Source organism: Paenibacillus lignilyticus (assembly GCF_017942085.1).
Taxonomy (GTDB): domain Bacteria; phylum Bacillota; class Bacilli; order Paenibacillales; family Paenibacillaceae; genus Paenibacillus_Z; species Paenibacillus_Z lignilyticus.
Genome location: NZ_JAGKSP010000015.1, coordinates 86,395 through 102,242 on the forward strand (window position 1 = coordinate 86,395; position 15,848 = coordinate 102,242).

Here is a 15,848-nt window from a genome sequence, read left to right on the forward strand (position 1 = left end):
TCTGTTTAGGTGTTGAAGAGGAGCAGTAGCTTTAGCAGCGTTTGGATCAGAGAGCCGGCGGTAGGTGCAAGCCGGACCAACGTGAAGCGAACTCGCCTTGGAGCCGCGCGTGAACACGATTTCAGTGGTAAACGTGCCGTTTCGCCTGCGTTAAGGGCTAAGAGTGAGCAGCGACAAAGCATGTCGTTTGCTAACTAGGGTGGTACCACGGGAGAATAATCTCTCGTCCCTAGCGTTGTCGCTAGGGACGGGAGTTTTTTTGTTTTCTGATAAGGACTGGATTGACATGGAAGAGAGAATAGGGAGGCAATTCGTTATGGCACAGGAACGCCAGGAACAGCAGGGGTATAACCCGTTAGTCATTGAACCGAAATGGCAGAAGCATTGGGATGAGAACAAGTCGTTCAAGACGACTGAGGATGCAGGAAAACCGAAATTTTACGCGCTTGATATGTTCCCTTATCCATCCGGAGCGGGACTTCATGTCGGCCATCCGGAAGGTTACACGGCAACGGATATCGTCTCTCGTTATAAGAGAATGCGCGGCTACAACGTGCTTCATCCGATGGGCTGGGATGCGTTCGGCTTGCCGGCTGAGCAGCATGCACTGGACACGGGTGAACATCCGCGTGAAATTACAGTCAAGAACATCAACAATTTCCGCCGTCAAATTAAATCGCTTGGTTTTTCCTACGACTGGGACCGCGAGTTCAGCACAACAGATCCGGACTATTACAAGTGGACGCAGTGGATCTTTATCCAGCTGTTCAATAAAGGCTTGGCTTATGTAGCTGAAGTGCCGGTTAACTGGTGCCCGGCGCTGGGGACGGTTCTTGCCAATGAGGAAGTTATCAATGGCTTGAGCGAGCGCGGCAACCATCCGGTTATTCGTAAGCCGATGCGCCAATGGGTGCTGCGGATTACGGAATATGCCGAGCGTTTGCTTGAGGACTTGGAAGAGCTGGACTGGACCGAGAGCATTAAAGATATGCAGCGCAACTGGATCGGTAAATCCAAGGGTGCTGAAGTTACGTTCGCCATTGACGGACATGATGCTTCGCTTGTTGTATTTACAACACGTCCGGATACCCTCTTCGGAGCTTCGTACTGCGTACTTGCGCCGGAGCATGAGCTGGTAGAGGTTATTACAACGTCCGCACAGCAAGCCGCTGTGAAGGATTATCAAGAGACTGCTGCGCGGAAGAGTGATCTCGAGCGTACGGACCTGAATAAAGACAAGAGCGGCGTATTCACAGGCGCTTATGCCGTTAATCCGGTGAACGGCGCGCTTGTTCCGATCTGGATTGCCGATTACGTCCTTGCCGGATATGGCACAGGCGCGATTATGGCTGTTCCGGGTCATGACCAACGTGACTGGGAGTTTGCGAAACAGTTCGATTTGCCGATCGTGGAAGTGGTTCAAGGCGGCGACGTGCTGGCTGAAGCTTTCGCAGGCGACGGTCCGCATGTGAATTCCGGATTCTTGGACGGTCTTAGCAATGAAGCGGCGATTGCGCGCGCTATCGAATGGCTTGAAGCGGAAGGCAAAGGTCAAGGCAAAGTGACGTACCGCCTGCGTGATTGGCTGTTCAGCCGTCAGCGCTACTGGGGCGAGCCGATTCCGATTCTGCATTTGGAAGACGGAACAATGAAGCCGGTGCCGGATGATCAATTGCCGCTGCTGCTTCCTGACGTGGATCAAATCAAACCGTCGGGCACAGGCGAATCTCCGCTTGCGAATGTAACGGAGTGGGTAGAAACAATCGATCCGGAAACAGGATTGCGTGCGCGTCGCGAGACGAACACGATGCCGCAATGGGCCGGCAGCTGCTGGTACTACCTGCGTTTCATCGATCCGCATAACGATAAAGAACTGTGCTCCAAAGAGAAGCAAGCCGAGTGGCTTCCGGTTGATCTCTACATCGGCGGAGCGGAGCATGCCGTGCTTCACTTGCTGTATGCACGCTTCTGGCATAAAGTGCTTTACGATATCGGCGTAGTCGATACTAAAGAGCCGTTCCACAAGCTGGTTAACCAAGGGATGATCTTGGGCACCAACAATGAAAAAATGAGCAAATCACGCGGTAACGTAATCAATCCGGACGATATCGTAAACGTATACGGCGCTGACACGCTGCGTATGTACGAAATGTTCATGGGGCCGCTTGAAGCGACGAAGCCTTGGAACACGAACGGCGTAGAAGGCATGTACCGCTTCTTGGCTCGCGTATGGCGTTTGTTCGTTACGGACAGCGGTGAGCTGGCTGAGAAAATCGGCGGAAGCGGCGAAGCTTCTGAAGCTTCGGAGGCGTTCAAACGCACTTGGCACCGTACCGTGAAGAAGATCACGGATGATTACGAGAACCTTCGCTTCAATACGGCGATCAGCCAGTTGATGATTTTCGTCAACGATGCTTACAAAGCGGAATCCTTGCCGCGCGAAGCGATGGAGAGCTTTGTTCAGATGCTCTCCCCGCTTGCGCCGCATATCGCGGAAGAGCTGTGGTCGAAGCTGGGCCGTACGGATGCCTTGACTTATGCGGCATGGCCGACGTTCGATGAAGCGTTGACGGTCGACCAAGAAGTCGAGATCGTCGTACAAGTCAACGGCAAAATCGTGGAGCGTATTTCCATTGCCGCAGATACTGACGAAGCCGAGATGGAGCGAATTGCGAAAGAGTCCGAGAAAGTAGCGGAAGCGATCGCAGGGAAAACCGTTCGCAAGCTGATCGTCGTTAAAGGCAAGCTGGTTAATATCGTAGTTGGCTAAATACGGAGCGGGTTCATAGCGAATCCGTCAATCATAAAGAAAGAGGTGAGCGACCTCTTAGCGCAAAGCATGCGTTAAGGGCCGTTCACCTCTTTGCCGTATAAGGACACTTTCACTCGTTCCAAATCTTCGTTGTATTTGGCATGCGTTGCTCGGATGAGGCGATTGAATACACCGTCCAGCTCGCGATTGAGCAGGGCCAGCGCTTGTGCCGTAATACCGCCCGGAACAGCTACTCGCCGCTGCAGCTCCTCCGGAGACATGCCGCCTGCCGTTAAGAGCTGACCGGTGCCTAAGAGCATTTCACTGGCGACGATCCGCGCCTCTTCGCGAGGGATGTTGGTTTCCTCTGCGGCCGCATCGATGAATCGCTGAAGGAGGTAGGACATGATGGCAGGCCCGCAGCTGGATAAATCCGATACGATGCGCGTATGCTGCTCGCTGATCGGCATCGGCTCGCTAATATAAGAGAGAAGATGATTCAAGCGGTTTTTATCGGCATCGGTCATCCGGTTGCCGTACATACACAAGGATACACCGCTGCACATATAGTTTGTGATGCTCGGAATGACTTTCGCTACTTTACACGGGAGCGATTCTTCCAGCTGCTCGATCATAACCGGGCTTGTAATGGAGATGACGATCTGCTGCGGTTGGATGACATCGCGGATTTGATCGATGACGTTCTTAAATTCCATAGGCTTGATACATAGAAAAACCAGATCCTGATCGATAACGGCGTCGCGGTTCGAAGGGACAGCCTGAAGACCGGGATGGCGGTCAGCTAAGCAGATTGCTTTTGCTAAAGTACGGTTGCTGGCTGTGATTTGCGACGGCTTCAGAGCTCCCGATCCGATAAACGTATCGATGAGCAAGCTGCCCATGCTTCCAATCCCGATAAATCCGACATTCATCGCAATCCCTCCTATGCGCTATAAGGCGATCAGCGCAGCTTTAACACTGTATTGGGCAAGCGGATCAATAAAGTCATTGTGGTGCTCTTACTACGTTATGCCGGGAAGCAAGGCCATCATGACCAGCAATAACGTTAAAAATTACAAAGTTTTCTAAATTGGGGAGGAGTATTGGGATGCTGCAACCCAAATCGGGCCGTTGGGATCGACAAAAGCTGCTGATTCTCGTCTTGTTTCTCGCCGCTATCCTATTAGCCGTGACTGCTCTCTTACATCCGAAGGGTGAGGAGCCGCCGGGCTGGGTTTCGGTGACTGATGAGGTGGATACGGCATTAAAGCCGTTTGAGAAGCGAATTGCGGATAAGCAAGCAGGCGGCGTCAAGCCTGCACCTGAGGCGGCAGCAGCATCTGCTGATACAAAGCCGGAAATTGAGGGTAAGAAAGAAAAGGTGCGTTCAGCTGACTCGGCCGACGGGAAGATTGACATCAATTACGCGACGGTCGAGGAGTTGGATGCGATTCCGGGTATTGGTGCTTCTAAGGCGAAATCAATTATCGAGGATCGGGAGAAGAACGGATTGTATAGCAGCATGGACGACCTGCTCCGTGTGAAAGGAATAGGGCCGAAGCTGCTTGAGAAAATGAAATCTTCCATTGTTCTCCATCCTTGATTATGCGACAATAAGAGAAATATCGGGAAGCCATGGCTATTAACGCGCATGAAGGAAGTAGAAAGTATTTCGCTTATTAATGATCATACGTTCCCAAGCCCGTACATGTGCCGCCGGATTGAATGAGAGGCATAGATGATATTTTGCATGAGTTGATTGAGCGTGCAGCTTGCAGTTTGCAGGTATAGATGTAAATGTAGATGGTACGGATGCACAAGGAGGAAGAGCCAGGAAATGACAGAAGAAATTCAAGACAGCGCCAGAAAAGACTGGGATACTTATTTTATGGATATCGCGTATATGGTTTCTACCCGTTCGCGTTGCCCGCGCCGACATGTCGGCACGGTATTGGTTCAGGGGAAGAAGCTGCTTGGAACGGCCTATAACGGCGCTCCAATGGGAGTTGCGGACTGTTCTGAGGATGGCTGCATGATCGTCGAGGAGCTTGAGATGAAGCAGGTCGGTGAAGTGGAGCAGATGGTGAAGAAACAGCGCTGCATCCGTACGATTCATGCTGAGCAGAATTTGCTTCTTTTCACGGATCGGATAGACCGCGAGCGTTCGACCGTTTATGTGACGGATCAGCCTTGCTGGACCTGTGCGAACATGCTCGCTAACAGCGGTGTGCGCGAGATTGTGTATCATCGCGCCTATGCCAAAGACAGCGATAAGGTAGCATCGCTGATGAGCTTGAAAGGCATTGTTTTTCGCAATCTTGCTGCGTATGAGCCGCCGGCTCAGGCAGGTATGAATGTTATTGGCTAATTATCGGCACAAGTGGGGAAGAACCTCCGACTGTGCCTAGGGAAGAGCGCTGTGCGATCCTTTGTGGATTGAACGTGGCTGCTTTCTTAGGTATAGCGGGGGTTTTTTGTTGTTGTTTTCAAGGGAGGGGAATGGGTGGATGGTGGCGCGAAGACCGCTCATCTGGTTTACGGTGTGTTGGATCGTGGGCGCAAGTGCCGCCGCGAGCTTGACGAACAACGGCGTTTATTTGGCCGGCGCGGCTTTGCTGGCTGCCATACTTGCGCTGGGGCTCATGAAACGAGCCTCATTGCCGCTCGCGGCTGCATGTTGTATAGCCTACATGGCTGCTGCCGGAGAGCGGATGTGGGCGGATTCGCGCAATGTCACTGCATTGCCAGAGCTTCAATCGGCTGCATATGAGGCTGTTCCGGCAGGGTCCGTCGTGTTCGGTGCGGAGATCAGAGGGACTATCATTTCACCGATTGAGATTGACGGCGATCAGGTTCGGTTTCGCGCAGCGGTAAATGAGGTATTGCTGGGTGGCAGAGAAACAAATCCTGAACAGCTTGGGGGTGAGCGAGTTCAGGTGCAGGTACGACTAGCGGAGGAGGCGGAGCTTGTTGAAGCAGCTTCATGGAAGCGAGGGCAGAAGGTTTCGGCTGCCGGAGAACTTTCCGCGCCAATGGCCGCCACGAATTTCGGCGGCTTCGATTATCGCCGCTATTTGAACAGCCAGCGTATCCACTGGCTGTTCAATGTGGATGGCGCTTCCTCGGTGCAGATAAGCGCCGGGACACGTTGGTCGGCTGCCGGGCTGCTCCGCTATGTCGACGATCTGCGCGCCGCGCTTGGGGCGCAAATGGACAACTTGTATCCGGACCTCCAGTCCGGTTACATGAAAGGCCTCGTCCTCGGCATAAGCGACGATCTCGATCCCGCCGTGTACGGCCGGTTTGCGCAGCTGGGGCTTACGCACATCCTGGCCATATCGGGCCTGCACGTAGCCGTGTTTCTCTATCTGCTCGGCGGCCTGCTGCGCTTAACGCGCATGACCCGGGAGCGCATGCTGCTGCTGCTCATGGCGGCGGTGCCGCTGTACGTGCTCCTCGCCGGAGCCTCGCCGTCGGTCGTGCGCTCCGGCATTATGGCCGTGCTCGGCCTAGGTGCAGCCCGCCTGCACAAGCTCGGCGACGGGCTGCACCTGCTGGCCGCCGCCGCGCTGCTCATGCTCGCCTTCGACCCGTACATGCTCGGAAACGTCGGCTTTCAGCTGTCGTTCCTCGTTACGGCGGGTCTCATTCTCGGCGTACCGCCCGTGCGCGGCTGCTTGCCCGCCGGGAAGCGCCGGTGGACGCGCTCCCTGCTGGATTTGCTCACCGTCACCGTGGTCGCGCAGCTCGTTTCACTGCCGGTCACGATCTATTATTTCAACGCAGTACACCTGCTTTCGATCGGCGCGAACCTGGTACTCGTACCTTTCATTAGTTTTATCGTCATGCCGCTTGGCGGGGCTTCCATGCTGCTCGGTGCTTTATGGCATCCCGCCGGAGCGCTGTTGTCACAGGTAGCCGTCATCGGCAATGAATGGACGTTTGCTTTTGTTACGCAGCTGAGCAGCTGGAACAGCTTTCGGATGATCTGGGCAGCCCCGCCGCTCTGGTGGGTGGTAGCTTATTATGGGTTGCTATGGATCTGTCTCGAGTTGCTTGGAAGGATAACGCGTCGGGAGCGGCTGGATTCGTCGTTGGGGTTAGGGTTGGAACATGCGGACTCGACTCAGCCGATCCATGCATCTAATCAAGCGCTGCCGCCGGCAATCCCGTTCATAGACATGTCTTCATCAGAATCGCCGCGTGCCCGCCGCAGAAGTATCACGCTGTTGTCTCTCACGGCAGCAGGATTAAGTCTGCTGGTAGTATGGGCCTACCATCCTGACTTCAGAGACCGCAATGCGTATGTCGATTATATCGATGTCGGCCAAGGCGACGCGATTTTGATTCGCGCCTCGGGTGGCAAACATATCTTGATTGATGGGGGAGGAGCTGTACAGTTCGGCAATCAAGAGGCTTGGCGCAAGCGAAAGGATCCCTATGAGGTAGGCCGTAAGCTTCTCGTGCCGCTGCTGCAGAAACGAGGGGTACACCGTCTGGATATGCTCGTCCTCTCCCATCTCGACAGCGATCATATTAAAGGACTGCAGGCCGTGCTAAACGATATCGAAGTAAAGGCCATCATGTGGAACGGGACGCTGAAAGCTTCCGAAGATGCTGCGACGCTGCTGCGGACAGCGGTCGATAAGGATATCCCGCTATATAAGAGTACCGCAGGCTTGAAATGGCAAGTCGACCCCGGTACGGCAATTCAAGTACTCGGTTTGGCGCCAGGCGCTGACGAGGCTATTGCGGAGGAAGACGAACAGAACGGGCAGAGCGTAGCTTTGCTCGTCGAATTGTACAACCGGAGGTTCCTGTTTACGGGCGATGCTGACGCTCAGGAAGAGAAGCTGCTGCTGGAACAGCTTCATCTCTCCCAATCTTCACTGTTTACGCAACCTTCTTCGTCTTCACCGTCTACGGATCCTCACCAATCTTCACCGCCGTTTCCCCCAATCGACGTCATGAAAATTTCTCACCATGGGAGTAAAACTTCCACCTCCGACCTTTGGCTTAACTATTGGAGGCCGAAATGGGCGGTTGTATCCGTCGGGAGAACCAACAGCTATGGCCATCCGGCTCAAGAAGTATTGGAGCGCCTGGCGAGCGCCAAGATTCGAATTCGCCGCACGGATAGGAACGGCGAGATCCGATTTCGCGTGAGCCCCGATCAAACAATCGCCCGCAAAGAAAAAATCCCCGACGCCTAGCAGCCAAGCTGCAAGGCATCGGGGGAAACCCATTTATGTTGTATCTATTTAATTAAGCGATTTAATTTTCTTCGCCAAATCCATGCGCTGTAGCTTCAAGGTTCCGATCAGCTCGCGGATCGTGCTTTCCTCGGCGGGATCGCTGCTCTGCTTCATCTGGGCAAGCAGATCCATCATTTGATGGTTGATCGTATTGAATTTATGCCACAGCTCTTCTTTGGCACTTCGTACAGCCTCTTCGCGGTCCAATGCATCCTTCTGACGCATCGCTTCGAGCAGCTCTTCCTGCCACTGCTGATCGCCAAGCTGCTTGGCAAAGTTGTAGAGGTCCAAATAATCGTCAAACCAATTGCTGGTCTTAGTCATCGTGGAGGGCTCCTTTCGTGCGCTTGTCTACCTCATATTATACTGAGATTGGGATGAGAATCAAACCTTGCCGTACTTTTCAGTTTGACATCGTTCTCGGAGCGGTGGTAATCTGTGGCAAAGAACGGTTTGGGAAGGGGATCAAGCCCATGGGAACGATCGTGTCCGTACATCCTTTTGACGAAGAACAAGTGAAGGCCATACAAGAGGCTTGTCCAAGCTTGGACTATGTAAGCGTAAGCGGCTTTGGCGCCGATGAGGCAAGAGCAGCTCTGATGGGTGCAGAAGTCATTTTGGGCTGGAATCGGGATGTGCTCAAAATCATTCATGCCCACGGCATTCCACTCAGATGGCTGCAAAACTTAGGTGCGGGTGTCGATCACATTCCGCTGGAAAGACTCCAATCGCTCGGTGTCATATTGACGCATGCATCCGGTGTTCATCCGAACGGAATATCGGAATCGATCTTTGCCATGCTGCTCTCCTTGACAAGGAACGTACATATTGCGATTCGCAACCAGCAACAGCAAACATGGAAGCCATCGAAGATTATGGGGGAAGCGCATGGGAAAACCATCGCGATTCTCGGGGCCGGCGCCATTGGGCTTGAAACGGCCAAGCTGGCTCAAGCGTTCAGCATGAACGTGCTCGGTGTTCGCAAGTCGGGCGAACCGGCTGAATGGGTTGACCGTATGTATACGATCGAACAATTAAATGAAGTACTCGCGCAAAGCGATTACATCGTGAATTGCTTGCCGCTGACCGCGCAGACGAAGCACCTGATAGGCCGGGAGCAGTTTGCGGTCATGAAGCCATCCGCGATTTACATTAATATTGGGCGAGGCGGCACAACCGATACCGCTGCGCTCATTGATGCTTTGCAGCAGGAACGAATCGCCGGTGCGGGACTTGATGTATTCGAGCAGGAGCCGCTGCCGCAAGAACATCCACTGTGGAAGATGGAGAACGTTATTATAACGCCGCATGAAACGGGCAATACGCCTTATTATATGGACCGAGCACTATCGATCGTGCTAGATAACTTAAAGTATTACAGCGCACAGGGTAAACCTTGCCGAAACGTGGTTGACTGGCAAGCGCAATACTGAGTTTTGTTATGTAGTCCAAAAGCCGTACTCCCACTGGTAATATCTAGTAGGGTGTACGGTTGTTCTATTTTCTGCTATCATTTTGGATAGTATGCTTTCCTTCATCATTTCTACAAAATTGAAGCGAAACCGCATCGTTCATTATGAATTCCCGTAATAAGATGTGTGCCGATTGGCCTAGAAACGGCGATGATCCGCAATTTTACGGCACTTTTTCATTGATTTTCATTTGGCTTCATCACAACAGCTTAAATTTTTATAAAGAATTGTTTAGGCTTGGTGCAACATTATAACGAACCTTTCCGTCTGAAAGGTTGCAAGGGGGGATCCTCCGTGGTAGAGCCAGGCCTTATTAAAGCCGCACAAGCCGGCGATGGCGACGCTCTTATTTCTCTATTGCGCGAGATTGAGAATCATGTTTACCGGACAGCCTACTATATTGTAGGCAATGAGCAGGATGCGATGGATGCGGCTCAAGAAGCACTTATTCGTATTTATACGAAAATCGGCAGCTATGAAGAGAAAGCCCAGTTTAAAACTTGGGTACAGCGGATTGTGACTAACATATGCATCGATAAGTTTCGTCGAACCAAACCGACTGTATCCATCGACGAGCATGAAATGGTGTTCAAGGATAATCAATCGGTTGAGGAGGAAGTTCTTACTTCCTATGCTGCGCAGGATATTCGCAAAGCGATCGACAAGCTGCCTGAGCATCATCGGGCCGTTGTTGTTCTTCGTTATTTGCAGGATTTCTCGTACAACGAAATCGCAGATTCACTTGATCTGCCGCTGAATACGGTCAAATCTTATTTATTCCGGGCAAGACAACAGCTGCAAACATACCTGCATGATTATCAGAGAGGGGGTGTCCGAGGATGAATTGTCAAGAGGTGATGGAATATATGCAAAGGCAGCTTGACGGCGATCTGGATGAGCAGGAAGCCGAATTCTTGATGACTCATACACGGCATTGCCCGGAATGTGCAGCCATGCTTGAACGGCTTGAATTGCTCTCCTCCGGACTATCCAACCTGCCGAAGGTCACGCCGAGCTACAGTTTAGTGGATGCGATACTGCCGCGGCTGGCAGAGCTTCAAGTCGCTCAGGATACCGTTCAAGGCAATACTTCCATGCAAGACCGTGAAATGAATCCATCGGCAATGGCAAGACGAATTGCGCCAAGCTCGGAGAAGAGAAGATGGACGGACCGATTCTCGATCCGTGCAATTGGCGGCATTATAGCAGCAGGGATCATTGCGGGACTGTTTATCGTCAATTACGACCCGAGCCGGTCGATGAACGATTCTGCACAGGACATGGCCGCAGATTCATCCAATACTTACGATACGGCACAGAATACATCAACAGCCGATGCTTCGACCAGTGCGAATCAGTCGGAGAAGGCGACGAACGATTCCGTTGCCGCCGATGAAATTACGACTGAAACAGCTGCGCCGCTGGCCTCTATGTCCGATGAGAAGCCGATGATGAAGTCGGAGATCCGTAATGTCGATCCGAATGGCGAAACGATGCCGCCGCTCACAGCCGAAACGGATGGCGGAGCACCTGCTGTGAAGGGCCAATCGCCTAACTACGAGGTATCTCGTTCAAGCGACGCCAACTCCGATTCCGGTGATACCGCTGCTGCTACGGACAGTGGTGCCGAGGATCAGGCTGCGAACAGTAAGTCGGATAATGCCAATACGACGGCAGACAAAGACCGTACCGGCTTTACCACGGAAAATGTGATTATGGCGTCGCCTATCTCGCCGGACGGCATGTATCAAGCGTTTATTGTGGAAGATACCGTTCGCATCTACACCGTTCAAGACAGCCTAATGATTTTCCAAGGCGTCAAACGAACCGGTATCGCGAATTTGAAGTGGTCCGAAGACAGCTTGGTATTGACTTACGAAGGTGCAGATGCCGATGGGAGTAAGCATGTTTATTCCGTGGATGCCAAGAAAGCAACCGAGCAACAAGTACAATCTATTAAATAATATGGCGGTTGATGCACACTTTTCGGGATGTTCGCGTATGGTGTATGGAGCAGGAAACCAGTCATAGGACGGCACCTTGACGTCGTATGACCATTCGCAGCCGGTACCATGGACCGTATGCTAGCGAGTGTTTATATAGATGTTCGGGGACAAAGGGATGAGTCGCTAGCTGACTTCATCCCTTTGTTGCGTTTTTTGCAAAATGGCGCTATCGTAGGGTTGGTGGTTTAAAGGGGGACTCGAGCCGTGGAAATGAAGGATGTCATGAAGGAATTGAAAGCGGGCAAGTTCCGCCCCGTCTATGTACTGTACGGGAAAGACCGGTATCGCATGCGGCAGTTTGTGTCTGACTTGACGGACAAGCTGCTGCCGCCCGAAGAGCAAGAGCTTGGTCTTGTTAAATTCGATACATCGGAAACACCTATAGAAGAGGCCGTAGCTGAGGCCGAGACATTGCCTTTCTTCGCATCGCGCAAGCTGGTGCTTATTCGGGATTCCTCTGTGCTCGCAGCGGCTCAAGGCAAGGAAGGGAAGCTTGAGCATGGGACAGACGCGCTGATTGCTTATTTGAAGCAGCCTAATGAGAGCAGTGTCATCGTGTTTCAGGTCATGGCTGAGAAGCTGGATGAGCGTCGTAAGGTTGTTAAGCTGCTGAAGGAGCAGGATGCGTTAATTCCGTTTCAAGAGCTTCAGGAGAATGAACTTCTGCAGTGGACGGTTAAACGCGCGGAGGAACAGGGACGTGGCATGAGCCGTGACGCCGCACAGCTGCTTCTGGCCCGTACGGGGACCAATATGCAGCAGCTGGCGCATGAAGTGGACAAGCTCTGTCTGCATGCCGGCAGCGGCGGCTCCATCAGCAGCAGCGATGTGGAACATCTGATTGCCTCGACGGTAGAAGAGGACGTCTTCGCGCTTATTGACGCAATGGCATCGCTGCAGGTGGACCGTGCGCTTAAATTATACGGAGAGCTGCTGCTGCGCCGTGAGGAGCCGATTAAGATCGCAGCATTAATCGCCAGGCAATTTCGAATTATGCTGCAGGTGAAAGAGCTGGAGCAGCACAATTATTCCCCGCAGCAGATGGCAGGTCAGCTTGGATTGCATCCATACGCCGTCAAGCTGGCCGCAGAGAAGGCCAAGCGGTTTACGGCACAGACGCTCGGGAAACATCTGAACAAGCTGGCAGAGCTGGATTACAGCATGAAGACGGGGCGCATTGATAAGACGCTGGGGCTGGAGCTGTTTCTACTCTCGCTTGCGGCCTAATAAGAACATCAAAAAAGACCTGCTTTTACGCACTGGGCGTAAGAGCAGGTCTTTCGTTTGATTGATTAGGCTTGTGCGCTAAGTGCGTTAAGCTTTTTAGCCAGGCGCGACTTCTTGCGAGCAGCTGCATTTTTATGAATCAGGCCTTTAGTTACGGCTTTATCCAGCTTTTTTGTAGCATTGATAAGAGCTGCTTTAGCAGCATCAACATCAGTAGCAACAACAGCTTGATCAGCAGTTTTAACGGCCGTGCGAAGAGCTGATTTTTGCGAAGCGTTCAAAGCGCGGCGTTTCTCGATAGTTTTAACGCGTTTGACTGCGGATTTAATGTTTGGCATTGCATTCACCTCCTGTAAAAAGGGAGAATCCCTTTGTAACAACACAACTTGACATAGTGTATCATGGGCATGACCAAAAAGCAATACTTCGTTATTGCCCGAATTCCACGGAATACGACGGTAACCGCATAATTAGAGGTTCCCTTTCGCAAACTAGACACAAACGGATGGAAGGAGCGCCCTTATAACATGAGTGAGCTTGATCTGCAAGAGTTTAACGTGGGGATCGATTTGGCGCTTGAAGCGAAGGAATATGCAGAGGCAGCAGGGAACGGTCCGGTACCGGGTGTTCTCTCCGACGTATCGGAAGATGACGGGATCACGATCACGAGACTTGAAGTTACAACCGAAGAAGGCTCCCGGATTATGGGCAAAATGATCGGTCACTATGTGACCTTCGAAGTGCCGGAGCTGCGCAAGCAAGATACCGTGCTGCAAGACCGCGTGGCCACGAAGCTGGCGCAGGAATTTGCGGAGTTTCTTCTGCGGATTGGCATTAGCAAGACGGCGAACGTCTTAATCGTCGGACTTGGCAACTGGAACGTAACGCCCGATGCGCTCGGTCCGATTGTCGTTGAGAACGCGCTTGTGACGCGCCACTTCTTCGAGCTGATGCCCAACGAGGTCGCGCCGGGCTACCGCAATGTAAGCGCCGTTGCGCCGGGAGTGCTTGGAATAACAGGCATTGAGTCGAGCGACATCGTACAAGGGATTGTGGACCGCTCGAAGCCGGATCTCATCATTGCGATCGATGCGCTGGCGTCTAAGGCGCTTGAACGGGTAAACACGACGATTCAAATTGCAGATACCGGCATTCATCCCGGTTCGGGCATCGGGAACAAGCGGCGGGGGATCACGAAGGAGATTCTGGGAGTGCCTGTTGTTGCGATCGGGGTTCCGACCGTGCTGTATGCTTCGACGATAGTCAGCAACAGCATCGATCTTATGCGGGATCATTTGAAGAAACATGCAGCGGGCAAAGCGGAGGGATTCCTTGGTTTGCTTGATTCCATCGACGAGAATGAGCGGTTGCAGCTTGTCCGCGAGGCACTCGGGCCTCTGGGTCATGATCTGCTCGTGACACCGAAAGAAATCGATCAGTTCATCGAGGACATCGCCAACATCGTAGCCAGCGGACTGAATGCCGCGCTGCATGAAGCAGTCGATAAAACGAATGTAGCGGCTTATACGCACTAGGTTATTCAGGACGAAACATGCTTTAGCCATAGAAGCCGGGAAGCTGCTCCAAAAGTCCATTTTGGCTTTTGGGGCAGCTTTTTGTAGGTTCGGGGAAGAAAACGTTGTTCGCACTCTATCAAATCTATTAATCTAGCAATCTCCGACTCTAGTAAACTTTCGGTTCTATTAAATCCACCAGCTTCATAAAGTGATACTAGCCTAGTGCGCGATGAAGGAATGCCACAATTGGAACTGGGAGGAGTACATGGAATGAAACGATGGATTGTGACCCTGAACCTTGCCAAAGGCAGCATGCGTTTGCGTCAGCTGCTTGTAGCAGGCCGTACCTTTGCGTTGTTGTCATTGGGATCGATGATCCTTGTCCTTGTAGTAGGAATCGGTGCAATCGTGCATCAGAACGCTGCGTCATCGCCGGTATCGTCGATGAAAGGCTTCGCGGCAGCGGTATCCGGCGGATTATTTAAAGACATGCTGTCCATGGAATTGCCGGGCACAAGCGATGGTTCGCCGAGAACAGCCATTAACGGCCGCCAGATCAGTACGTTTTTGTTCCGACTGCTAACCGACATCAACCCGGCGGATCCGAGGAGTCTGCTGGCAAGTCAGTACCCCGGCATGAGCGGCGACACGACCGTTATCCTGCGACCGGGGACGGGTACAGATGCGGTCGTCGAATCGGGAGATCACGATTCGATTCCGGGTCAAGAGGAGGTCGGCAGCGAAGGGTCAGGGCTTCCGGTAACGGATTCGGGGAGGCCGGATCATGAAACGGGAGACACGCAGCCGGATCAAACGGAGCCGGATAATAGTGTGACGGATACAGGGGAAGAGCCGACGACGCCGGTGAAGACGCCGGGCGATACGAAGCCGGATTCAGATCCCGAGCAGGTCGAACCGGTTAATCCGGCAACGCCGACAACCGGAGGTAAGAAGGTCGTATTTATCTACCATTCTCACAGCCGCGAGTCCTGGTTCCCGGAAATCAGCAGCAAGAAATACGCCGAATCGTCGGTGAAGAACATTACGCTGCTTGGCAAACGTCTTGCTTTTCAACTGGAGAAGAGCGGCATTGGGGCACAACAATCTTCCACAGATTATGTAACGGCGATTAAAAACTACAATTGGCTCCTATCCTATAAGTATTCGAAGAAAACGGTCGTCGATGCGATGGCCAAAAATGACGATCTCAAATTTTTCTTCGATATCCACCGGGATTCCTTGCGACGCAAAAATACGACGGTCACCATTAACGGGGAAACGTATGCGGAAGTATTCTTCATCATTGGGCTGGCCAACCCCAATTGGAAGCAGAATGAAGCGCTGGCGAACCGTATGCACGAGGCACTGGAGAAGCAATATCCGGGACTGTCACGCGGGATTTTGGGCAAGACGACCGCCAGCGGAAATGGGGAATATAATCAATCGCTTTCGCCGGACAGCGTTCTTATTGAAGTGGGTGGAGTCGACAACACGCTGAAGGAATCCTATCGGACCATTGATGTGCTGGCGAAGGTCATCTCGGACATCTACTGGGATTCGGAGAAAGTCACGGCACCGCCGGTATCGAAATCGAAAAAATAGTGTACTCATAGGGGAGT

At 52.5% G+C, this 15,848-nt stretch carries 13 protein-coding genes and 1 other annotated feature; of the genes, 10 read left to right on the top strand and 3 right to left on the bottom strand.

Features of this window, described 5'->3' with window-relative positions:
• The first annotated feature begins 3 nt into the window (after positions 1-3).
• Positions 4-234, top strand: a binding site (T-box leader).
• A gap of 82 nt (positions 235-316) precedes the next feature.
• Complete coding sequence (gene leuS, locus I8J30_RS25965) at positions 317-2,770, top strand: leucine--tRNA ligase (protein WP_210663110.1); 2,454 nt, start codon at positions 317-319, stop codon at positions 2,768-2,770.
• A gap of 74 nt (positions 2,771-2,844) precedes the next feature.
• Here the strand turns inward: leuS and comER are convergent, their stop codons facing one another.
• Positions 2,845-3,684, bottom strand: coding sequence for a late competence protein ComER (gene comER / locus I8J30_RS25970; RefSeq protein ID WP_210663112.1), 840 nt, complete (start codon positions 3,682-3,684; stop codon positions 2,845-2,847).
• Positions 3,685-3,860: 176 nt separating this feature from the next.
• Here comER and I8J30_RS25975 point away from each other — a divergent pair, with 176 nt between their 5' ends.
• The 3 genes from I8J30_RS25975 (at position 3,861) to I8J30_RS25985 (ending at position 7,965) form a co-directional block, all read left to right on the top strand.
• On the top strand, positions 3,861-4,355 hold the full coding sequence (locus tag I8J30_RS25975) for a ComEA family DNA-binding protein (protein WP_210663114.1): 495 nt from the start codon (positions 3,861-3,863) through the stop codon (positions 4,353-4,355).
• A 234-nt stretch (positions 4,356-4,589) separates the two neighbouring features.
• Positions 4,590-5,120: a deoxycytidylate deaminase gene (locus I8J30_RS25980; protein ID WP_210663116.1), complete on the top strand. Its 531-nt coding sequence runs from the start codon at positions 4,590-4,592 to the stop codon at positions 5,118-5,120.
• 139 nt (positions 5,121-5,259) lie between these two features.
• Positions 5,260-7,965: a DNA internalization-related competence protein ComEC/Rec2 gene (locus tag I8J30_RS25985; RefSeq protein WP_210663118.1), complete on the top strand. Its 2,706-nt coding sequence runs from the start codon at positions 5,260-5,262 to the stop codon at positions 7,963-7,965.
• Positions 7,966-8,013: 48 nt separating this feature from the next.
• Here the strand turns inward: I8J30_RS25985 and I8J30_RS25990 are convergent, their stop codons facing one another.
• Complete coding sequence (locus I8J30_RS25990; RefSeq protein WP_091219767.1) at positions 8,014-8,331, bottom strand: hypothetical protein; 318 nt, start codon at positions 8,329-8,331, stop codon at positions 8,014-8,016.
• 149 nt (positions 8,332-8,480) lie between these two features.
• On the opposite strand from I8J30_RS25990, the gene I8J30_RS25995 reads away from it, so the two are divergent.
• The 4 genes from I8J30_RS25995 to holA all read left to right on the top strand — a co-directional run bounded on the left by I8J30_RS25995 (position 8,481) and on the right by holA (position 12,712).
• The gene (locus I8J30_RS25995) at positions 8,481-9,440 is read left to right on the top strand and encodes a D-2-hydroxyacid dehydrogenase (protein ID WP_210663119.1); all 960 of its coding nucleotides are present in this window, start codon (positions 8,481-8,483) and stop codon (positions 9,438-9,440) included.
• Positions 9,441-9,773: 333 nt separating this feature from the next.
• Positions 9,774-10,322, top strand: a complete 549-nt coding sequence (locus I8J30_RS26000) for an RNA polymerase sigma factor (protein ID WP_090980011.1) — start codon at positions 9,774-9,776, stop codon at positions 10,320-10,322.
• Complete coding sequence (locus I8J30_RS26005) at positions 10,319-11,443, top strand: zf-HC2 domain-containing protein (protein WP_210663121.1); 1,125 nt, start codon at positions 10,319-10,321, stop codon at positions 11,441-11,443. The genes I8J30_RS26000 and I8J30_RS26005 overlap by 4 nt, the downstream gene beginning before the upstream one ends.
• A 252-nt stretch (positions 11,444-11,695) precedes the next feature.
• Entirely contained in the window at positions 11,696-12,712 is a 1,017-nt protein-coding gene (gene holA, locus I8J30_RS26010) for a DNA polymerase III subunit delta (protein ID WP_240548390.1), read from the top strand.
• Positions 12,713-12,777: 65 nt separating this feature from the next.
• Here holA and rpsT read toward each other — a convergent pair whose 3' ends face one another.
• Positions 12,778-13,050, bottom strand: coding sequence for a 30S ribosomal protein S20 (gene rpsT / locus I8J30_RS26015; protein ID WP_210663126.1), 273 nt, complete (start codon positions 13,048-13,050; stop codon positions 12,778-12,780).
• Positions 13,051-13,239: 189 nt separating this feature from the next.
• Between rpsT and gpr the strand changes: the two genes are divergently transcribed.
• Together gpr and spoIIP are read left to right on the top strand one after the other, a co-directional pair.
• Positions 13,240-14,247: a GPR endopeptidase gene (gene gpr / locus I8J30_RS26020; RefSeq protein WP_210663128.1), complete on the top strand. Its 1,008-nt coding sequence runs from the start codon at positions 13,240-13,242 to the stop codon at positions 14,245-14,247.
• 252 nt (positions 14,248-14,499) lie between these two features.
• On the top strand, positions 14,500-15,831 hold the full coding sequence (gene spoIIP / locus I8J30_RS26025) for a stage II sporulation protein P (protein ID WP_210663130.1): 1,332 nt from the start codon (positions 14,500-14,502) through the stop codon (positions 15,829-15,831).
• The last annotated feature ends 17 nt before the right edge of the window (positions 15,832-15,848 follow it).